Annotated in this window: 16 protein-coding genes, 1 pseudogene and 1 riboswitch; of the genes and pseudogenes, 3 read left to right on the top strand and 14 right to left on the bottom strand. The window is 69.6% G+C overall.

Annotated features, from left to right (window positions below; translation table 11 throughout):
* The coding region (locus ACH4S8_RS42165; protein WP_398404109.1) for a hemopexin repeat-containing protein at positions 1-264 on the bottom strand (264 nt) is incomplete at its 3' end.
* Between the two features lie 242 nt (positions 265-506).
* On the opposite strand from ACH4S8_RS42165, the gene ACH4S8_RS42170 reads away from it, so the two are divergent.
* Positions 507-695 (top strand): hypothetical protein, encoded by a 189-nt coding sequence (locus ACH4S8_RS42170; protein WP_398404111.1) that lies wholly within the window; start codon positions 507-509, stop codon positions 693-695.
* Between the two features lie 33 nt (positions 696-728).
* Here the strand turns inward: ACH4S8_RS42170 and ACH4S8_RS42175 are convergent, their stop codons facing one another.
* Genes ACH4S8_RS42175 through ACH4S8_RS42195 form a run of 5 tightly spaced genes read right to left on the bottom strand, consistent with a single transcriptional unit; the run spans position 729 to position 6,433 of the window.
* Entirely contained in the window at positions 729-980 is a 252-nt protein-coding gene (locus ACH4S8_RS42175; RefSeq protein WP_398404113.1) for a DUF6059 family protein, read from the bottom strand.
* On the bottom strand, positions 977-2,740 hold the full coding sequence (locus tag ACH4S8_RS42180) for a dipeptide ABC transporter ATP-binding protein (protein ID WP_398404115.1): 1,764 nt from the start codon (positions 2,738-2,740) through the stop codon (positions 977-979). The genes ACH4S8_RS42175 and ACH4S8_RS42180 overlap by 4 nt, the downstream gene beginning before the upstream one ends.
* Positions 2,733-3,704, bottom strand: a complete 972-nt coding sequence (locus tag ACH4S8_RS42185; protein WP_398404117.1) for an ABC transporter permease — start codon at positions 3,702-3,704, stop codon at positions 2,733-2,735. Before ACH4S8_RS42185 ends, ACH4S8_RS42180 begins: the two co-directional genes overlap by 8 nt.
* 3 nt (positions 3,705-3,707) lie before the next feature.
* Positions 3,708-4,802: an ABC transporter permease gene (locus ACH4S8_RS42190; RefSeq protein ID WP_398404119.1), complete on the bottom strand. Its 1,095-nt coding sequence runs from the start codon at positions 4,800-4,802 to the stop codon at positions 3,708-3,710.
* Entirely contained in the window at positions 4,799-6,433 is a 1,635-nt protein-coding gene (locus ACH4S8_RS42195; protein WP_398404121.1) for an ABC transporter substrate-binding protein, read from the bottom strand. Before ACH4S8_RS42195 ends, ACH4S8_RS42190 begins: the two co-directional genes overlap by 4 nt.
* 236 nt (positions 6,434-6,669) lie before the next feature.
* A riboswitch (SAM riboswitch) is annotated at positions 6,670-6,779 on the bottom strand.
* A 216-nt stretch (positions 6,780-6,995) separates the two neighbouring features.
* On the opposite strand from ACH4S8_RS42195, the gene ACH4S8_RS42200 reads away from it, so the two are divergent.
* Positions 6,996-7,832 carry an LLM class flavin-dependent oxidoreductase gene (locus tag ACH4S8_RS42200; protein WP_398404123.1) on the top strand — a complete coding sequence of 279 codons (837 nt, stop codon included), beginning with the start codon at positions 6,996-6,998 and terminating at the stop codon, positions 7,830-7,832.
* 121 nt (positions 7,833-7,953) lie between these two features.
* Positions 7,954-8,433, top strand: coding sequence for a nucleoside deaminase (locus ACH4S8_RS42205; protein ID WP_398404185.1), 480 nt, complete (start codon positions 7,954-7,956; stop codon positions 8,431-8,433).
* A 74-nt stretch (positions 8,434-8,507) separates the two neighbouring features.
* Here ACH4S8_RS42205 and ACH4S8_RS42210 read toward each other — a convergent pair whose 3' ends face one another.
* From ACH4S8_RS42210 to ACH4S8_RS42245, 8 genes and pseudogenes are all read right to left on the bottom strand, one after another.
* Positions 8,508-8,960, bottom strand: a complete 453-nt coding sequence (locus tag ACH4S8_RS42210; protein ID WP_398404125.1) for a cupin domain-containing protein — start codon at positions 8,958-8,960, stop codon at positions 8,508-8,510.
* Between the two features lie 137 nt (positions 8,961-9,097).
* The gene (locus ACH4S8_RS42215; RefSeq protein WP_398404127.1) at positions 9,098-10,363 is read right to left on the bottom strand and encodes an MFS transporter; all 1,266 of its coding nucleotides are present in this window, start codon (positions 10,361-10,363) and stop codon (positions 9,098-9,100) included.
* Between the two features lie 8 nt (positions 10,364-10,371).
* Positions 10,372-11,628, bottom strand: a complete 1,257-nt coding sequence (locus tag ACH4S8_RS42220) for an ATP-grasp domain-containing protein (RefSeq protein ID WP_398404129.1) — start codon at positions 11,626-11,628, stop codon at positions 10,372-10,374.
* A gap of 77 nt (positions 11,629-11,705) precedes the next feature.
* A complete protein-coding gene (locus tag ACH4S8_RS42225; RefSeq protein ID WP_398404131.1) occupies positions 11,706-12,932 on the bottom strand; it encodes an ATP-grasp domain-containing protein in 1,227 nt (408 codons plus the stop codon).
* Positions 12,933-12,976: 44 nt separating this feature from the next.
* On the bottom strand, positions 12,977-14,272 hold the full coding sequence (locus ACH4S8_RS42230) for a pyridoxal-phosphate dependent enzyme (protein WP_398404187.1): 1,296 nt from the start codon (positions 14,270-14,272) through the stop codon (positions 12,977-12,979).
* A gap of 57 nt (positions 14,273-14,329) precedes the next feature.
* Positions 14,330-15,283 (bottom strand): annotated as a pseudogene (locus tag ACH4S8_RS42235) (acetyl-CoA carboxylase biotin carboxylase subunit family protein); the annotation flags it as partial.
* A complete protein-coding gene (epsC, locus tag ACH4S8_RS42240) occupies positions 15,280-15,978 on the bottom strand; it encodes a serine O-acetyltransferase EpsC (RefSeq protein WP_398404133.1) in 699 nt (232 codons plus the stop codon). The pseudogene ACH4S8_RS42235 and the gene epsC, both read right to left, overlap by 4 nt.
* A gap of 59 nt (positions 15,979-16,037) precedes the next feature.
* Complete coding sequence (locus ACH4S8_RS42245) at positions 16,038-20,057, bottom strand: amino acid adenylation domain-containing protein (RefSeq protein WP_398404135.1); 4,020 nt, start codon at positions 20,055-20,057, stop codon at positions 16,038-16,040.
* Between the last annotated feature and the right edge of the window lie 707 nt (positions 20,058-20,764).

The raw sequence follows: 20,764 nt of genomic DNA on the forward strand, positions 1-20,764 counted from the left end.
CGCAGTCCAGAACTTAGCAATCTCTACAGGACCAACGTCCACAGTGTCGTCGTCGATGTTGTACCGCACGTACCGGTCCGCCTTGAAGAAGTACGCATGCCCGTCTCCCCAGTTGACGGCAGCGTCAAGGTCCTCCTGGAATTCGGCCGGGAGCGCAGTCCAGAACTTAGCAATCTCTACAGGACCAACGTCCACAGTGTCGTCGTCGATGTTGTACCGCACGTACCGGTCCGCCTTGAAGAAGTACGCCACTCTGTCGCTCATGATTCTCCGATCAGAGGTACGGACTGCTCATAGAGGTGAGGAGGCCTGCGGCCCCAGGAACTCGCCGGTGCGTGAGCACCCCAGTTCTCCTGCAACACCAAAGTCCGTGAACGAACTTGTCAGTCTGGTAGTTGGACTCGTCCTAAATCTGACCTCCGAGCCCAGCGAAGACCGCAGGCCAAGGCCCATAATTGTCTCCGCATCCCCCTACCAGAATGCGCGCCAGGCCGTCAGCCTGCATCTTGGCAGCGGACTGCCTGACCTGGGGCATCCCATGCACCTGCACGCTGGCCCACCTGCTCGCCCGCATCGATGGCGACACACTCGACCAGGCCGCCCTGGGCACCTGGCTGGGCGGCACGCTGCTGCCGTTCGACCGGATCACCGACGTGGTGAAGGCTGCCTTCGTCCTTCACCGCGCATCAACATGAGGTTGGAAGAGGCTCAAGGTCTCGCGGCCGGCTTCATGTGCGCGTCCGCAGGGGCTCGGGACTCAGGGCGGACCACAGCTCCCGTTCCACGTCCGTCGGCGGGATGTGCGTGGCGCAGGATTCCGGGTGCCAGGAGGGCGGTCGGCCGCTCGGCTCCGGGGCCGGTTCCGGCTCCTCCTGGTGGGCCGGCGGCCCGGGCAGCGGGCATCCGGACAGCAGGCATCCCACCGCCAGCAGGCCCGGGGCCCATCGGGCGAGGGCATCGGCCCATCGTGCGCGTCTCATCGTCGGCTCACCGTCGCGGGGTGGTCGGGGTCGGCCAGGGTGTCGGACATCTCGGGGTCGTCGGTGGTCAGGTGCCGGCGGCGGCTCTGCCGGGCCGGGTCGGGAACGGGCAGGGCGGCGACGAGCCGCCTGGTGTAGTCGTCCCGAGGACTGCCCAGCACCTCGGCCGTCGAACCGTACGCGGCGATCCGGCCGCGGTGCAGGACGGCGACACGATCGGCGACCCGCTCGACCACCGCCAGATCGTGGCTGATGAACAGCGCCGCGAAGCCCAGCTCCTGGTGCAGTTCGGCGAAGAGGTCGAGCACCTTCGCCTGGACGGACACGTCAAGGGCCGAGGTGGGTTCGTCCGCGATGAGCAGCGGGGGCCGCAGGGCGAGCGCGCGGGCCAGGGCGGCCCGTTGCCGCTGGCCGCCACTGAGTTCATGGGGGTAGCGGCCGGCGTAGGCGCGAGGCAGGTGCACGGATTCCAGCAGCGTCTCGGTCTCGGCGCGGACCTCCGCCGCCGTCAGTTCGCGTCGGTGGACGAGGAGGGGTTCCGCGACACTGTCGGCGACGGTCAGCAGCGGGTTGAAGCTGGCCGCGGGGTCCTGGAAGACGTAGCCGATGTGGCCCGACCGGCTACGGGCGCGTCGTCTAGTTGTCAACGGCGTTCCGAAGACGTCGAGTTCACCGCCGGTCACGGGCGTCAGGCCGGCGATGGCCCGACCGATGGTGGTCTTGCCGCTGCCGCTCTCCCCCACCAGTGCGAGCACCTCGCCCGGCTCGATCGTGAAGCTCACGCCGTCGACCGCCCGGAAGCCCTTCCTCCCCAGCCTCCCCGGGTGGTCCACGACCAGTCCGGCGGCCCGTACGACCGGCGGCGCGGCGGATCCCGGGTGGTTCGCGACCGGTCCGGTGGCCTGTCGGACCGGCGGCAGGTTGTTCGCGAGGGCCGTCCGCGCACCGTCTCCCGTGCCGAACACCGGTACGGCGGCGAGCAGTTCCCGGGTACGGGCATGGTGTGGCTGTGCGAACAGCGTGCGGACCGGGGCCTGTTCGACCACCTCGCCCTCACTCATCACCGCCACCCGGTCCGCCAGGTCGGCGACCACGCCCATGTTGTGGGTGATGAGGAGCACGGCGGTGCCGAAGTCGGTGCGGCAGCGGTGCAGCAGTTCCAGGATCTCCGCCTGGACGGTGACGTCCAGTGCTGTGGTGGGCTCGTCCGCCACGATGAGCCCGGTTCCGAGGGCGAGGGCCATGGCGATGACGGCCCGTTGCTTCTGACCGCCGGACAACTGGTGCGGGTAGTGGTCCACGCGCGTGGCCGGGTCCGGGATGCCGACCTTGCCGAGCCAGTCGACGGCCACGGCGCGGCGTTCGGCCCGGTTGCCGCCGTGGCCGTGGGCGCGCAGTCCCTCGGCGAGCTGCCAGCCGATGGTGAAGACCGGGTTCAGGGCCGTGGACGGTTCCTGGAACACCATCGCGGCGCGTGTGCCGCGCAGTTCGCGCAGACGGGCGGGGGACGCGCCGAGCACGTCCTCGACCGGGTCGGTGGTGCCGTCGCCGAGCAGCACTCGGCCCTGGGCCGTCGCGGTGGCGGGCAGCAGGCCGAGGACCGACCTGGCGGTCACGGTCTTGCCGCTGCCGCTCTCGCCGACCAGGGCCAGCACCTCCCCGGGAGCGACGGCGAGGCTCACCCCCTTCACCGCGGGGGCCGGACCGGAATCGGTGGCGAAGGTGACCCGTAGGTCCTCGATGCGCAGCAGGTCAGTCATCGTCCGTGCCACCGTCCTTGGCCGTGGGGACCCTCGCCGCGCCCCGCCGCCGAAGCCGGGGGTCGGCCAGGTCGGTGAGGCTCTCGCCGAGCAGGGTGGTGCCGAGCACGGTGAGCACGATGGCCAGGCCGGGCGGGATTGCGGTCCACCACAGCCCCGAAGTGACGTCGGCCACCGAGCGGTTGAGGTCGTATCCCCATTCGGCTGCCGAGTTGGGCTCGATGCCGAAGCCGAGGAAGCCGAGCCCGGCGAGGGTGAGGATGGCCTCGGAGGCGTTGATGGTGAGGATCAGTGGGAGGGTGCGCAGCGAGTTGCGCAGCACGTGCCGGACCATGATCCGCCAGGTTCCGGTGCCGATCACGCGGGCCGCGTCCACGAAGGGTTCCGCTTTCACCCGGATCACCTCGGCCCGTACGACACGGAAGTACTGCGGTACGAAGGCCACGGCGACCGAGCAGGCCGCCGCGCCGAGGCCTCCGACGAGACTCGACCGGCCGCCGCTGATCACGATCGACATGACGATGGCGAGCAGCAGCGGTGGGAACGCGTAGAGTGCGTCGGCCAGCCCGACCAGTGACCGGTCCAGGCGGCCGCCGAGGTATCCGGAGGCCAGCCCCAGGACGGTGCCCGGGATCACCGACAGCGACAGAGCCGCGAGAATGATCTCCAGGGCGGTCCTGGCGCCCCACAGCGTGCGGGACAGCACGTCGTACCCCGCGATGGTGGTGCCGAGCGGATGCGCTCCGCTGGGGTGCTGCTGTGATCCGAACAGCCCCGATCCGTCCTGGAGTTGGGCGTAGCCGTACGGGGCGAGCAGCGGGCCGGCCAGGGCCGCGAGGACGAACAGTGCCGTCAGGACCGTGCCGGTGAGCAGCATGGCGCGCTGCACCGCGCCGCCGGTGCTCAGCCGCTCGCGCAGGCGTGCCGACAGCCGCGTCCGCCGGTGGAGGAGAATCTGGGCCACGGCTCAGTACCTCACTCGGGGATCGATGAGGGCCGCGACGATGTCGACGAGGAAGTTCGTCACCGCCACGACGACGGCGAACAGGGCCACGATGCCCTGCACGGCGGGGAAGTCACGGACCGTCAGGTAGTGGGCGAGTTCATAGCCGAGCCCCTTCCACTCGAAGGTGGTCTCCGTGAGCACCGCTCCGCCGAGCAGACCGGCGACCTGGAGTCCGAGGACGGTGACGACGGGGATCAGGGCGGGCCGGGCGGCGTGCCGGGTGACCAGGCGAAGGGGTGCCACACCACGGGATCTGGCGGCGTCCACGTAGTCGGCGGAGAGGGTGCCGATCAGGTTGGTGCGGACCAGCCTCAGGACGATGCCGGCGACGAGCAGGCCCAGCGCCAGCGCGGGCAGTGCCGCGTGCTTCAGGACGTCGGTGACGGCCCTCCCGTCGCCGCTGCGCAGGGCGTCGACGAGGTAGAACCCCGTCGTGCTGGTCTGGTCCTGGAGGAAGAGCTGGACGTCGGTGCTCGCCCGGCCGGACGCGGGAAGCCAGCCGAGCCGGATCGCGAAGACCAGTTTCAGCAGCAGTCCCGCGAAGAACACGGGGGTGGCGTAGGTCAGGACGGCGAACAGCCGCAGCACCGCGTCGGGCGCGCGGTCCCGGTGGACGGCCGCCACCATGCCCAGGGGGACACCCACCAGGAGGGCCACGACGAGTGCGTCGAAGGCGAGTTCTGCGGTGGCGGCGCCGTAGGTGCCCAGTACGTGTGTCACCGGCTGGTTGTCGGTGACGGTGTGCCCGAAGTCCCCGGTGGCCAGGGACTTCAGGTAGTCGAGGTATTGGGTGAGCAACGGCCGGTCGTAGCCTGCCTGGTGCAGCTTGGCCTGAAGCTGGTCCGGGGTGAGGCGGTCGCCGAAGGCGGCGCTGATCGGGTCGCCGGTGGCGCGCATCAGGAAGAAGACGAGGCTGACCAGGATGAGCACGGTGGGGACGATGAGGAGGAAGCGGACCACCAGGTAGCGGGTGAGTCCGTACCCCGCGGCGCCGCCGGCCGGGGCGGTGGCGTCGGCCGGAGCGGCGTCGGGGATCTCCTGGGTCGGGGTGCTCACTTCTTCGCGAGCCCGGCCCAGCGGAACTGGTACGCGCTGCTCAGTTCGTCGGGTACACCGCTGACGTCGCTACGGGTGACGATCGCGGTCGAGCCCTGGAGCAGCGGCAGCAGGGGTACCGAGGCCGCGGCCTTGTCCTGTGCCCGCTTCAGCAGTTCGGTGCGCTCGGTCGTGTCGGTCTCCGTCTCCTCCTTCTTGATCAGTTCGCGGACGGCGGGGTCGGAGTAGTCGTTGGCGACCCAGCTGTTGGCGGAGTAGAAGGGCGAGAGGTAGTTGTCCGCGTCCAGATAGTCGGCGTACCAGCCCAACTGGTAGAGCGGGTAGAGGTGCTTGACGCGGTCCTTGCCGTACTGGGTCCACTCGGTGGACTGGAGGTTCACCGTGAACAGTCCTGTGGCTTCGAGCTGGGTCTTGAGGAGCGCGTACTCGTCGGCCGAGGAGGAACCGTAGTGGTCGCTGTTGTACTGGAGGTTGAGCGTGACCGGGGTGGTCACCTTCGCCGCTTTGAGACGCGCGGCGGCGGCGGCCTTGTCCGGGCCGCCCTTCTCGTCGCCGTAGAGCGACTTGAAGGAGGCGGTGGCGCCGGTGAGTCCGTCGGGCACGGAGGTGTACAGCGGCTGATAGCTGTTCTTGTAGACCTGTCGGGCGAGTTGGGCCCGGTCGACGGAGTCGGCGACGGCCTGCCGCACGGCCAGCGCCTTGGCCTTGTCGGGCTTCTTGGTCCTGGTGCCGTACGGCTGGGTCCTGAAGTCGAAGACGATGTAGCGGATGCCGTTGCCCGAGCCGGTGTGGACCTTGACGTCCTTCTTCGTGGACAGGTCGTCGAGGTCGGCGGTGGTGAGGGTGCGGTAGACGGCGTCGACGGTGCCCTGCTGGACGTCGAGCTTCAGGTTGCTCGCGTCGGTGTAGTACTTCAGCTGGATGTTCCGGGTCCGCGCGGCGCCCAGAGCGCCGCCGTAGGCGCTGTTGGCGGTGAAGGAGACCAGTGAGTTCTTGTCGTAACTGCGCACGCCGTAGGGGCCGTTCCAGGGTTTGCCCGCGACGATCGCCTTGTCGTCCAGGATCTTGTCCGGGGGGAAGACCTGCTCGTCGACGATGTAGCCCGCGGCGGTGGACAGCACCTGGGGAAACAGTGTGTCGTCGGCCGACTTGAGGGTGAAGACGACCTTGTCCGGTGCCGGGGCGGCGACGGAGTCGAGGTCGTACAGGAGGGAGGAGGGGCCGTTCTCGTCGGCGATCCTCACCGTGCGGTCGAAGCTGAACTTGACGTCGGAGGACGTCAGTCGGTGACCGTTGGCAAACCTCAGGTCTTTCTTCAGCGTGACGGTGTACTCCTTGGGACCGGTCGGCTCGATCCCCTTCGCCAGGTCCGGGGAGACCTTCGTGGCGCCGTTCTTGACGCTGAGCAGGGTCGCGTAGACCTCGCTCTCGATGGTGCCGGAGCCCGCGTCCCAGGAGCCCGCCGGGTCCAGGGCGGTCACCTGGTCGGTCGTGCCGACGGTGATCGCCGCCTCCCCGGTCCCGGTGGAACTCCTGCTGCTCGTGCAGCCGGTCAGGGCCGCCAGGAACACCGTGCCGAGGGATATCGCGCCGAGGGCCCGGAGGGGTCTGGTGGTGTTGTGCTGCGCCATGGCTGGTCTCTGCTTCCGCGTGAGTGGGTGCGCGAAGGGGCCGCGGCAGGCAGGGGCGAGCCGGGCGCACGCTGTCGCGTGAAGGGTGGGGACGGGAGGAGCGTGAAGAACAAGTGGGTCAGCGGTGACAGAGACAGCTGCACACCAGCAGCAGATCCACATGGCGCCGGGAGCACAGCACGAGGCCGGTTGCCACGCCGTCCTCCCCAGGGGTGTCGCCGGCCGTCGGGCCGGTGGGAACGCACTTGCAGAACAGAAACATCCGCCGAGCCTTCACCTGGGGCACCCCACTGCGCCGAGGGTTGCCATCCGGCCAGCCAGGGCTTGATCACCGGAACTCGTAGCTCGCGCTCACCGTAGATCTCCGGTCGGAGGAACGACAAGTTCTGCTCGCGACAAGCAATATGATCGCAATCTGACGTTCCATCAGATTGCAATCATATTGCACGGGAACGGACCTCCTTCGTGCGGGAGCGAAAGAGGCCCGCAAAACCACGAAATGCGGCGGGAGGGCGCCGGAACCAACCACCCGACGGGGGCGCCCAGTTGCTAGTGTTGAACCATGCAGATAGGCGTTAACGTCCCGAATTTCGGACCTGGCACCAATCCGGAAACCCTCGCCCGCTGGGCCAAGACGGTGGAAGGTCTCGGCTTCGACCTATTGATGGTCTCCGACCATGTGGCGATCACACCGGATGTCGCGAAACAGTATCCCGCCCCGTTCTACGATCCTTTTACGACGCTCTCCTGGCTCGCCGGTTTAACGACCCGGGTCAAACTGGGCACCACGGTTCTCATCGCGCCCTACCGGCATCCTCTGCTGGTCGCCAGAATGGCGGCCAACCTGGATCAGCTCTCCGGCGGGCGGCTCGTCCTCGGCGTCGGTGTCGGCTGGGCCCGGGAGGAATTCGCGGCGCTCGGCGTCCCCTTCGAACGGCGGGGCGCACTGACCGACGAATATCTGAACACCCTGAGAACCGCGTGGGCCGACGAGGCCGACTACGGGAGCGGGCGGATTCCGGTCTGGATCGGCGGCAACAGCGACGCGGGGCTGCGCCGGGCGGCCCGGCTCGGTCTGCCGTGGCATCCACTGCGGTTCACCATGCCGTGGTTCCGTGACGCGCTGGACCGTCTGGGGAACATCGCGGCCGAACTCGGGCAGCCGGCACCCGAATCGGCGCCCCGCATCCTTCTCCGGCTCACGGACAAGCCGGTCGACCATCCCGATCGCCGCGCCGGCGAAGGCACCCTCGACCAAGTCCTGCAGGACATCGAGCAGTTGCGCCTCTCGGGCGCCACCACGGTGGTCCTCGACCCCTACAACGGCGACCCGGACGAGACCCTCAGGCCCGAAGTGGCATGGCAGGCGCTGGCCACCGTGGCCGCGAACCTGGCATAGCCCCACACCCCACAGAGACGGAGCCACAGTGACCCTCGACGACCGCGGCCCGCACCACAACGGCAGCGACAGCACCGACCACGGCGAAACCGGCCCTTCCTCCGCCGTCAGCGAAGCCGACCTGGTCCATCTCCGCCGCTGCGTGGACCTGGCGGCCGAGGCGGTGGACGCCGGCGACTGGCCGTTCGGCTCCCTGCTGGCCGACGCGGACGGCAAGGTCCTTGCCGAGGACCGCAATCGCGAGTCCAGCACCGGGGACCCCACCCGGCATCCGGAGTTCGAACTCGCCCGCTGGGCCGCGACCCACCTCGACCCCGAGGAACGGGCCACGGCCACCGTGTACACCTCGGGCGAGCACTGCCCGATGTGCGCGGCCGCGCACGGGTGGGTCGGACTGGGCCGCATCGTGTACGCGAGTTCCTCCCGCCAGGCACGGGACTGGAAGGCCGAATGGGGTGTGCCCGTCACCTCGCCCCTGAGCCCCTTGTCCATCCGGGACGTCGTACCCGGCCTGGAGATCGCCGGGCCGGTCCCGGAACTGGCCCAGCAGGTGAAGGAATTGCACCTGCGCTTCCGGAGCGGGATCGACGCGGCCGGCTGAGAAGGCCGAAGACACCCGGGCCCGGCAGCGTGACTCGCTGCCGGGCCCGGGGTGTGTGCGGACGATCGCGCGGATCAGACCATGAACTGGTCGTACTTCGCCATGTGTTCCTGAAGTTCCTCCAGGCTCGGGTTGCGGCCGCCCGCCGTGAGGCGCCCCAGACCGCGGAAATAGTCCTCGCGGTCGTAGATCGGGTAGAACATGATCAGCAGGGTGGCGTCCTCCTTGCCCCGGTTCGTGAAACCGTGCGGCTCGCCCTTGGGCACGTAGGCGAAAGCACCCGGCTCACCCACCACCTTGCGGTCGCCGATGGTGAACTCGATCTCACCGCGCACCACGTAGAACATCTCCGTGGACTTCTTGTGCACATGCGGACTGGCGCCGCTGGCTTCGGGAGCCATGTGATGCTCGAAGAATCCGAACTCCCCGTCGGAGTCCGGTGTGGTGAGCTTGAGATACGTCCTCTTCGTGTCCCGGATGTCGACGAACTCTCCCCCGCCCGGCGGCACGTACAGCGGAACAGACACTTTCTCTCCTTGGGTGTTGTCGATTCGGGTGCTGCCGAATCAAGTGGTCTCGAATCAGGTGGTGTTGCATCGGGTGGTACTGCATCGGGTCGTGGTGCATCGGGTGGTTTCGACGGCCGGCTCGTACGGCCGACGCGTCAGGTGGCCTCGGCCAGGCTCGGATCCTGCTGCGGTCGCCGCGCCGCCTGCGCCTGTGCCCACCGGCCGATCGCGGGAGCCGCGAGGCCGCTCGCGGCGAACAGCGCGGCCAGTGCCACCCATCCCGTGGTGCCGGCCGTGACGACCAGGCTGACCACGATCGGTGCCGCGATCTGCTGCACGGCCACCCCGAGCCAGAATACCGAGAGGTAGACGCCCTCCTGGCCGGGCACCGCGAGCAGATACGAGCCGCCCCAGCCTCCGGCGGACTGCCACAACTCGCCGCCCGTCAGCGCGATCATGGCCAGCAACAGCGCGCCGACCGCCAGGACGACCGGCAGTCCCGGTGCCGTGACGAGCAGCAGACAGCACACCGCGAGGGAGAGACCGGCGCGTACCAGAGCACGTGCCGCGCCCTGGATGTCGTCGGTGCCCCGGCTCGCGCGCACCTGGAGGAGCACCGCCAGTACGGTGTTGACCGCGACGAGCGGGGAGATCAGCGCGGCCGAGACGTTCGTGTGCCCCACGATCCACAGCGGTATCCCGATGCTCAACAGCGTCATGTGCATGGTGAGAACCGCGTTGATCCCGGCGAACGAGAGGAACGAGCCGTCGCGCAGCACATTCACCGAGAACCTCCGCCGAAGGTTCCCCGTCGGCGCGTTGAGCAGCGGCAGCCGGGACGCCAGGGTCGCGAGCACCGCGAACGAGGCGGCGTTGAGCAGGAGGATCACGCCGTAGCCGGTTCGGGTGTCGATCAGCAGCCCGACACCGCCCAGCAGGGCGCCGACGGTGAAGCCGACGTTGCGCATCGACCGGAGGATCGCGACGACCTTGACCCGTTCCGTGGTCGGCACCGCCTGCCCGACCAGGGCCTGCTCCATCGGCGCCGCCGCCTTGTCGACGAGGCCGAGCAGGCACACCACGGTCAGGAACTGCCAGAGGTTTTGGACGAACGGATACACCACGAAGCAGACGGAGCGCCACAGGCTCACCCCGACCAGGACCTTCTTCGGGCCGATGCGGTCGGCCAGGATCCCGATGGGGATCGCCGTGCCGAGGGCGATGGCGGCGGACAGCCCCAGGCCGAAGCCGAGGTTGTGCTCGGACAGGTGGACCGACCTGGTGACGAAGGGGACGGACACGGCCAGGAAGGCGCCGGTTCCGACCGCGTCGATCATCGCCATCACGGCCAGCCGTCTGCCGACCGGACCGCCGGGCACGGATCCGCGCAGTCCGCGGACGCGCTGCCACAGAGCAGACATCTGATCCCTCACTCGGTTGCGATACGGATGGCGGCGACGGCGTCCAGGACGTGCCGGTGTGCGGTGTCCGCGTCCGGCCCGGTGGCGATGACGTGCCCGGCCCGGTCCCATGAGGACGCCCAGGGCCGTACCTCCTGGCCCGCCTCGACGTCCACCTCCACGGCCCGTACGCCGGGCAGTGTCTTCGCGGAGTCCTGTCCGGCGACCCCGGTCACCGTGCCCGGCCCTGCGGCCAGGAAGCGGATCGACGCGGTCCGGCTCGAGGTTCGGGGCAGCTCGACAGGGCGGCCGGCCAGCAGGTCGATGAGGGTCAGCCTGATCGTGGTGTCGTAGGCCAGGTCGACGAGGTCGATCAGATGGTCGCCGGGGCAGCGGCCGGCGCATTCGACCAGCGTCGGTCCGGACTCGGTGAGGATCCACTCGGCGTGCAGGATGCCGGTCCCGAAGCCGACGGCCGCGATCAGCGCCCGCAGGGCCGTCCCGAACGCGGTCCGGGTGTCTGGGTCCAGCGGCGCGGGCAGCAGATGGCCGAGCTCGACCGGATACGGTCCCGGGATCACCGTCTTGGCCGTGATGTTCTCGAAGACGACCTCGCCCTCCCGCACCAGCGCCTCGACGCTGAACTCGGGTCCTTCCAGGCGTTCTTCGGCCAGGAACCGCCACTGCAGCGGCCGGTCGGGCACCTGCTCGTACTCGGCCGCCGACGAGGTGCGCTCCCACGCCTGCGCCGCGGTGGTGGCATCGACCGAGTCCAGCAGCTGCACGCCGACGCTCGCCTGCCGGTTCGCCGGTTTGACCACCACCGGCCCGGTACCGGCGAAGCCGAGGATGTCCTCGGGTCCGTGCACCTCACGCCAACGCGGGTTGCGGACGCCACCGGCGGCCGCTGCCTCGCGCAGTCTGACCTTGTCCCGCAGCGCCTGCGCGGCCCTCTCGCCGGCTCCGGGCAGGCCGAGCTTGGCGGCCAGGGCGGCCGCGGCCGGCACCGCGTACTCCAGTGCCGGGACGACGGCGGCCACCGGTCGTGCCGCCGAGAGTTCGACCGCCAGGTCGAGGGCCTCGGCCGACTGCTGGTAGCGCGCCGGGACGATCCGGTCCAGGCAGTCGAAACGCGCCGCCGCGTCCCGCAGTTCCCGCTTGCGGATGATGTCGGGTTCCTCGATCACCACGACGGACCCGCCGGGGATCCTCCCGTCGATCGCGCGCAGGTAGGCCGCGTTGTAACCCACGAACAGCACCTGGGCGTCCGTGTCGGGGGCGGTCACGGTGACCTCCTGGTTGATGGGGCGGAGCACTGCATGGGACTGCCTTTCTTCATGGGGGGACGAACGGCCGACGACGCTCAGGCGGGTGCCCCGAGGGCCCCGGTCCGGCCGTCGGCCCGTACGGGCGTTCCGTCGATGACGACCTCGATGGCGGCGAGCGCCTCCGCACAGCGGGCCTGTGCCTCCTCGGGCGAGGCGCCGGAGACGATGACGTGCCCGTGTCTGCTCTTGGAGTCGCGGACCTCCGGCACGGTGTCCCCGGGGCTCAGCCGCAGGCTCAGTTCGTCGACATGGCCGAGCGCCTCGACCGTCTCCAGGCCGCGGATCGCGTCGACATGACCGGGCGGGAGGGTGAAGAACCGTACGGCCGCCGCCGCCGTCGGGGTCGGGGGTTTCACCGGTGCGCCCTTCAGGGCGGCGAAGACGGCCTGTTCGATGTCCAGCCCGGTGGCCAGCTCGATAAGCCTTGGTATCCGGTCACCGCCGAGCCGGGCCTGCGACTCGACGATGCGCGGGCCCCGCGGCGTCCAGATCACCTCGGTGTGCGCGGGGCCGAACCGGTATCCGCAGGCGGTGAGGAACTGCTCGGTCAGATCCTCGACGGCGCGGCGGCGGTCCTCGGGCAGGGGCGCCGGGTGGACGTGCCCGGTCTCCACGAACAGCGGTGGCGGACCGAGCAGTTTCCCGGTGATGCCCACGACCTGGTGCCGGCCGTCTTGGCTGAGCGTCTCCACGCTGTACTCGGGACCGCGCAGGTACTCCTCGACGAGGAACGGGCCGTCGTAGCCGTACTGGTCGAGCAGCGCCGTCCACGGCACCTGGTCGGCGGGCTCCCGCCACAGGTAGACGCCTCGGCTGCCGGCGAGCGCGGCCGGTTTGACCACCGCGGGAAAACCGATCCGCCGCACCGCGTCAGGCACCTCGCGGCGGGTCGGCGCGGCCACGAAGGCCACCGGGGACAGCCCGCGCTTGGCCAGCAGTTCGCGCATCGCGTGCTTGTCGGCGAGCACGCGGATCGCCGCGGCCGGATTGAGCTCCGCGCGCAGTTCCTCGGCCACCTCGTAGGCGCTGACCATCGTCTCCTCCCTGCCGATGTGGTAGATCAGCGAAGCGTCGTGCTCCAGCGCGACCGCGCGGACGGTGCGGCGCAGCGCCTCCTCGTCCCGGAAGTCGGCCGTCACGTACAGATCCGCGAGTGCGCGTACGTCGTCGAGGTACTCCGGCGACTCCAGACGCGGGTCCCAGATCGCAGCGACCCAGAACCCGGCCGTCTGTGCCTTGCGGACGAACTGGCGGTAGGGCATCACCATCAGCAGACGGGGACGTTCGCCGGGGGGCGGCACGGCCGTCATCGGGCACCGCCGCCGGCCGCCCCGGCCGTCGCGGGCTCGGTGGCGCGGCTCAGCAGGCTCAGATACCGCTCGCCCGTGTCGGGCAGCAGGGTCACGACGCGCTTGCCCCGGTACTCCGGACGGGCGGCCACGACAGCGGAGGCGTGCACGACCGCGCCGGCCGACACCCCGACCATGAGGCCCGTGCGCAGGGCGAGCCGCCGGGTGGTGTCCAGCGCGTCGAAGTCGGAGACGGCGATCACCTCGTCGATGAGTTCCCGTTCCGTGGTCGGCGCGACGAAGCCTCCGTTGAATCCGGGGATGCCGTGGGTTCCGGCCTCACCGCGGGACAGCAGCGGCGACCCGGCCGGCTCCACCGCCACGATGCGAAGGCCGGGATGGCGCTCGCGGAGGTAGCGGCCCGCGCCGCTGAGGGTGCCACCGGTGCCGACCCCGCCGACGAAGACGTCGATCCGTCCCTCGGTGTCGGACCAGATCTCCGGACCGGTCGACTCGTAGTGGGCCCGGGTGTTGTCGGGGTTGTCGTGCTGGCGGCAGAACCACGATCCGGGGGTGGCGCGGTGGATCTCCTCGGCCCTGTCGACCGCCGCCTGGTATCCGCCGGTGTGCGGGGTCCGCACCACCTCGGCGCCGAGCGACAGCAGGATGGAGACGCGTTCCTGGGTCGCGTTGTCCGGCAGCACGATGAGGCAGCGGTAGCCGCGGGCCGCCGCCAGCGCGGCCAGGGAGATGCCGGTGTTGCCCGAGGTCGCCTCGATCACGGTGCCGTCGCCCGGGACGAGCTGTCCGCGTTCCTCGGCTCCGCGCAGCATCGACAGCGCGGCCCGGTCCTTGCTGCTGGACCAGGGGTTGAACGACTCCAGCTTCGCCAGCACGGTGGTGTCGACGGGTACGCCGTCCAGGATCCGGTCCAGTGGCAGCCTCAACAGGGGCGTACCGCCGATCAGTTCGACGAGCGAGTCGGCGACCGGACGCCGGCCGACCGGTTCGGTGCGAACACTGATCTCCTTGGCGGCGGCCTCGGCGGTCCGCGCGGCGAGCTGGGCGGTCTCGGCCACCACCAGCACATGCCCGGTCCGGTCACCGTTGCGGCGCAGCTCGCGCACCTCGTCGCCCGGCTTCACCTTGAGGACGACCTCCTCCACACCGGGCAGCGCGGCGGCCCGGTCCTGACCGCCGAGGGACACCACGCGGCCGGGCTGGGCGGTCAGATAGCGGATGGCGCTCCCGGCGACCGGCGCTTGCGGCACGACGCGGTCCGGCAGCGGTTGGCCCAGGTACTGCCTGGCCACCAGCTCCAGCGAGCGGATACCGAGGGCACGGTCGACCAGGTAGGTGATCTTGCCGCCCGCCGGGCGCGGGTTGATCTCGATGAGCTTGGGCCCAAAGGACGTCACCTTGATCTCGACATGGGCCATGCCCAGGTCGAACCCGACCGCGCGCAGCGCCTGCACGGCCAGGTCCCCGCAGGCGCGTACGACCGGATCGGGCAGGCTGGAGGGGAAGCTGTGGCCCAGCTCGACGAAGTAGCCGAGGCCGCCCACCGACTTGTCGGTCACCCCGAACACCTCGTACCGGTCGCCCTCGGCCAGTACCTCCACACTGACCTCGGGACCGCTGACGTACTCCTCGACCATCAGCTCGTGGTACCGGCTCTGGCCCCGGGTGTTCTCCACCCTGGTGCGGATCAGCCGGACGTGCTCGGCGGCCTGGGCCGCGCTCTCCACCAGCCGGACATCGGCGCTGCTGGTCTCATCAGCCGGTTTCACCACGACCGGCAGACCTATCGCGGTCGCGGCCGCTTCCGCCTCGGCCGGGGTCCGGACGGTGCGGAAGGCAGGCATGGGAACTCCGCGTTCGGCGCAACGCCTGCGCATGAGCGCCTTGTTGCGGGCGATCGCGACCCCCTCGACGCTCACGGTGGGAAGTCCGAGCAGGACCGCCACCTCGGCGGCCACGACGACGTCGTACTCGGCCAGGGTCAGGAAGGCGTCGAAGGGATGCTCGGCGCCGGCCGCCCGTACGTGCGGCAGGAGTTCGTCGAGGACGTTCGTCTCGCAGTGGACGATGTCGTCGACGTAGTTGTCGAAGTAGGCCGGACCGCCGGGTACTTCGAGATAGCGGTCGAGGTCGCGGGTGAAGAAGGTGACACGGCAGTCGAGTTCCTTGATGATCTGCAGGCCCTCGAAGCCGGATCCGGAGAGGTTGCTCTCCAGAACGCCGACATGAATCACGTATGCCTCCGATGGCGTGCCGACACACGGTCGGCTGGGATACGACGGACGGGGACGGGCGGGTGTCACCAGCAGCCGGAGGTGGCGAGGGCGCGCAGCAGCCGGTCGGCGTCCTCAAGGTCTTCGCGGTCCGTGCCGTTCCCTTGGTCCTCGTGGTTCTCCTGGTCCTTGCGGTCGGTGCCGTTCCCCCGGTCCTCGCGGTTCTCTCGTTCCTCGGTACGGGGCCGGAGCACGATCGCGGCCGTGGGGGCCATCACGCGGGCTCCTGGGGGCACGTCGCTCAGCACGAGGGAACCGGCGCCGACCAGCACGTCGGCGCCGACGGTGACCGGGCCGAGCACGATGGCGCCGGTGCCGATCACCGCCCGGTCGCCGACGACGGGGTGGCGGCGGGTCCCGGGCTCACGCCTGCCGTCGCGCCACCAGCCGACCGCGCCGAGCGTGACCTGGTGATAGAGCGTCACGTCGTCGCCGATCTCGGCGGTCTCCCCGACGACCACGGCGGCGCCGTGGTCGATGAACACACGACGCCCGAGGCGCGCGCCCGGATGGATCTCGATGCCGCCGGTCGCCGCGCGGGCCAGGTAGGCCAGGAGGCGTGCGATCTGACGGTGTCCACGGGTGTACAGGACATGCGCCAGCCGGTGGGTCCACAGCGCGGGGAGCGCGGGGTGCAGCAGCGCCTCCGCGCGGCTGCGGATCGACGGGTCTCGCGCGACGATCACGGACAGGTCTTCCCTCGCCCTGGCCATCGTCCTACGCATGCGGTCCTCCGTGTTTCATGGCCCGGTTCCCCCTGGCCTCTCGGTCGTGGCGGCCGGGCTCAGTAGTTCGGGACCTTGATCAGCTGTCCGGTGCCCTCGGTGATCTCCGGGAGGTAGACCCGCTCGTTCCATACGTCCTGGGCCACCGGTTCGAGGGCGATCGACACGGCGCCCTCGTCCACCGAGAAGGCGGTCCGGACCGCCTTGGTGATGGCCTCGACGAGGGCCGAGATCTGGTGGTCCTCCAGGTTGTTCGGGAAATGCTTGATGTTCACGTGAGGCACTCCGATGACCTTTCTGGGGAGTCGTGCGGACTGGACGGCGGTGACGAGTTCGTCGATCCCGTGGGCGCGGAGCAGGCCGTAGTGGTCGGCCTCCAGCCGGTCGATGCGGGGCGGTGTCCTCGTCGGGAAGCGGCCGGTCTCGATGAAGGAGGTTTGGTCGCCCCGGGCGGTGAGCACGGTGACCGGCGCCGCGACGCTGCGTTCGGCCAGTTCGTGCGGCGCGTACTCGAACAGGAAGGTGCGGCGCACCACGCCGACGATCCGGCGCACCAGCTCGACGTCCAGGTACTCGAACCGGCCGAGGACGAACGCGATGAACGACTTCTCGTCGTGCGTCGCGGCCAGACAGGAGTCCACGGCCCCCCTTTCGAGGTTCCCGGCGAACACCGAGTAGAGGATCGACACGAAGGTGGGGTCGGAGAAGACGGCCGCCGTGCCGGTGGGTGACCTGCGGTGGGCCTCCACCGGCGGCTTGCCCGGCGCGATGAGGATCACCTCGTCGACCTGTTCGCCCGCACGCTCCAGCCGGTGGGCGGCTTCGAACGCGATCCGGGCCCCGAAGGAATAGCCCCACAGCGTGTACGGGCCGTCCGGCTGGGCGCGCCGGACGAGGTCGATGTCCCTGGCGACGGTCTCCTCGAACGTCGGGTACGCGCTCTCCCCCGCGTTGATGCCATGGGCCTGGACACCGAGGAACGGCCGGTCCTCCTCCAGCCTGCCGGCCAGGAGCCGCAGGCTCATCGGGTAGCCGCCGAGACCGGGCCAGCAGAAGACGGGCCTCGGGCCGTCTCCGCCACGCAACCGCACCAGCCTGGGCAGGGCGGTTCCGGGCTCGCGGTCGACGCGTCTGGCCAGCTCGGCGATGGTCGGTGAGTCGAACAGCACCTGGAGCGGCAGGGAGCTGCCCAGCTCCCGGTTGATCCGTCCGACCAGATTGACCGCGGTCAGCGAGTGGCCGCCGGCGGCGAAGAAGTTGTCCCGGATCGAGACCCTCTCCTGCCGCAGCACCGTGCGCCACAGGGCGGCGATCGCCTCCTCGGTGGGAGTGCGGGGCGGGACGACCGGCGTGTCGGTGTCCTCCATGGCGGCCTCGTCCAGAGCGCGCAGGCTCTGGTGGTCGATCTTTCCGTTGACGGTCAGTGGGAAGGAGTCGAGCACGGTGACCCGGTTGGGCACCATGTACGGGGGGAGCGAGTCGGCGAGGTTGTCCTTGACGATCTCGGCCGGTCCGCGTGAGTGGACGGAGTCCTCCTTCATGTCCTCGGCGAGCCGCTGTTCCGCGCTGACACGGCCACCGAGGGCGAAGTAGGAGGCGGCTTCCGGTCCAAGGCCCGCGATGTCCGCGATGCGCCGGGCCGAGGGCAGGTCGTTGCCGGTCTGCGAGCTGTAGCCGGACGACATCAGTCCCAGACCGATGTCGTTCATCTGGAGGCGCTGCAGTTCCCGGCCGAGGTCGACGTAGCGCTGCCACGGTTCGGCGGCGCGGCCGATCAGGCTGACGCCGAAGCCGGCGCGCTGGTAGACCTCCTGGTTGATGGCGATGACGTGCCGTTTGCGCACCAATTCGTCCGATACGGGCTGCAAGTCGCCTTCCGTATAGCGGTACTGACCGCCTCTCAGATCCGCGATACGGCCCGGGTGAGCCTGTACGTAGGTGTCCACCGGGCCGGCGAGGGCGCGGGCGGAGGACGGCTCCACCTCGTACGTCGCCAGGTGGTCGTCCTCGTCGGGGCACCCCAGGATGTCCTTGATCCCCGGCGTGGACGCGCGGGCTCCGATCCGCAGGCCGTACTCGGGAAGCACCCGGTCGAACAGGCCGATCATGTGGCCGGCCTCGAACCGCAGGACTTCACCGATGTTGTTGCGGTAGACCGGCTCGATGGCCGACCGGCGCCCGACGAGATGAATCCGCAGCCTCGGTCCGGCTGCCGGAGCGGGGCTGACGAGCACGAGCTGATGGGTGACCGGGTTGTAGTAGTGGAAGCCCGGTTCGAGGTCCGCGACGCCGGACAGTTCCAGATACAGCTGGGTGGCGTACAGGGCGCCGGGCGAGGCGTAACCGTACTTGGGCAGCAGTCGTTCGGCGCTGCCGAACTGCCCGAAGTAGCGCAGCAGGGTGCCGAGTTCGGACCGGGTCAGGCTGCACGGCCGCCGGGGCGGCACCGTGGACTCCGGCGGCCGTGCCAGCAGGTCCAGGAGGTCGTTCCTGGTGACCTCACCGCCTTCGAAGAACCGGTAGGTCTTGCGGGCGAACACCGTGCGCCGCTGACGGTCCGTGGGCGTGCGTCCCGGCAGGTCGACGACCGGCGCCCCGGCTTCCTGACGCACCCCCAAATTGGCGAGCTGAGCCCGCAGTTGGAGCTTGCTCCGCTTCGACTGATGGTGGGCTCCGTGATTGCCCTGGTCCATCAGCGCGGCGCGGTCGGGGTCCAGTTCGATGAACGCGATGAGGTTGGCGCCCCGTCGCGGGTCGTCGCGGACCAGGACGGCGGCACGCTTGACCCACTCGTGGGCCTCGACGGCCACCTTGATCTCGTCCAGTTCGACGCGGAAGCCGCGCAGCTTCACCTGGCTGTCGACGCGGCCGAGGAACTGCACGGTGCCGTCGTCGTTCCAGCGGGCCAGGTCCCCGGTGCGGTAGAGGCGGGCGGACCTGGGGTCCGTGGAGAACGGGTTGGGCAGAAACCGTTCGGCGGTCAGGTCGGGGCGGTTCAGATATCCGCGGGCGAGCTGACTGCCCGCGATATGGAGTTCGCCCGACCGACCAGGGCCGACGGGCCGACGGGCGGCGTCGAGGATGTGGAAGCTCAGATCCCGCACCGGCCGGCCGATGCTGACGTGGTCCGGGCCGTGCTGCACGCTCTCCCGGTCGATCCTGTGGGCCGACGCGTTGATGGTGCACTCGCTGGGACCGTACAGATTGACGAGTTCGCCGTCGGGTAACGCGTCGAGGAGTTCGATCGCAAGGCTCTTGGTGAGCGCCTCACCGCCGCTGAAGACGTGGGTGAGGGAAGTGCAGTGGGAGAGCCGTCCGGTGTCGACGAGCGCCTGGAGCAGGGTCGGCACCCCTTGGAGGGTGGTCACCTCGTTCGTCGTGATCAGGTCGATGAGCCCGCCGGGGTCGGCGTACACGCCTGGTTCGCTCATCACCACCCCGCTGCCGCAGGCCGGTGCGAGGATCTCCCACTGGGCCGCGTCGAAGCTGAGCGGCGTCTTTTGCAACACCGTCCTGCGCGCGTCCAGGCCCTGCTCATCGGCCAGCCAGCGCATCTGGCTGACGATGCTGTGATGCTCGATACCGATGGCCTTCGGGTTGCCCGTGCTCCCAGAGGTGTAGATGACATACGCGAGATCGTCCGCTCGTGGCCGAGCGGGGGCGCTCGCCCGGGCGGTCCGCGGATGCGGCCGTGACGTCCGTAAGGTCCGCACGTCGGCGAGGGTGACGATCTTCGTCGTGGGGGGCGTCATCGTGGCCAGCCGGGACACCAGGGACTCGTCGGCCAGGATGACCCCGGCTCCCGAGTTCACGATCATGTAGCGCACGCGCTCGTCCGGGTACTCGGGCGACAGCGGCAGATAGGCGCCGCCCGCGTGCAGGACACCCCAGACACTGACCATGAGGTCGACGGACGGTTCCATGAAGATGCCGACCTGGCCGTCCCTGGTCACACCGAGGTTCCGCAGATGGCCGGCCAAGTCGTCGCTGCGGTCGCCGAGCTGCTGGAACGTCAGGCGTTCCGCGCCGCAGGAGACGGCGGTCCGGTCGGGCTGGAGACGGATGGACGCGCGTAGCATGTCCGACAGAGAGAATTCCTGAGGCCGCGTTGTTTTCGCCATCATCCTTCGAACCTAGAATTCGTGAATTCGAGCGCATCACCGTTGGGCATCGTGCCGACGTGACCGATGTCCTGAGGCATCGATCACGGCCGCCCTTTGTCGCCGTGCCACCCTGGAAAGTACGGACAGGGCACAGCACGACCCGTGGTGAATTCGCTGAAGGTCAGAGTGATCGGATTTCGCGTGAAGTCCGCGTGAACGGCCGCCCACCAGCGGTCCGACTCGGGCGCTTCCCGCGACCGTGAGGTCTCCGCCGGCGCTCAGGCCGCTCCGGTACATCGGCGACACGCATTCCGCGCTCGCGCGGAGAGCCGCGCTTCGATGCCTTTCACGCCTCCCCCTTCCCCGTCGGTGTGCCGCCTCCGAGCGGCCACCGCCTTTTCGGTCCGCTCCCGAACCACCGAACCCCGACTGGCGGATTGGTGTCCCCCGCTGGGGAACGACTCCGGTCAAAACAAGTCGGTCCGCCTCGGCGAGCAATCGGAACGTACACGAAGGACATGGCCGAGGCGAAGCATCGAAAACAGATCCCGACGCCCCTTTTGATCCGCTTACACCCCTCGACGTTCGGCCAGACCGGAAAGCCGGGCGCGTTACTGGATGCAAATAAGGGGGCGCGGTTTCGGATAATTTCCGGGGCAGCGACCGAAGGGAGTCACTTCGGC

It is taken from the genome of Streptomyces sp. NPDC021080, from assembly GCF_044333225.1.
In the GTDB taxonomy this organism is placed as follows: Bacteria; Actinomycetota; Actinomycetes; order Streptomycetales; family Streptomycetaceae; genus Streptomyces.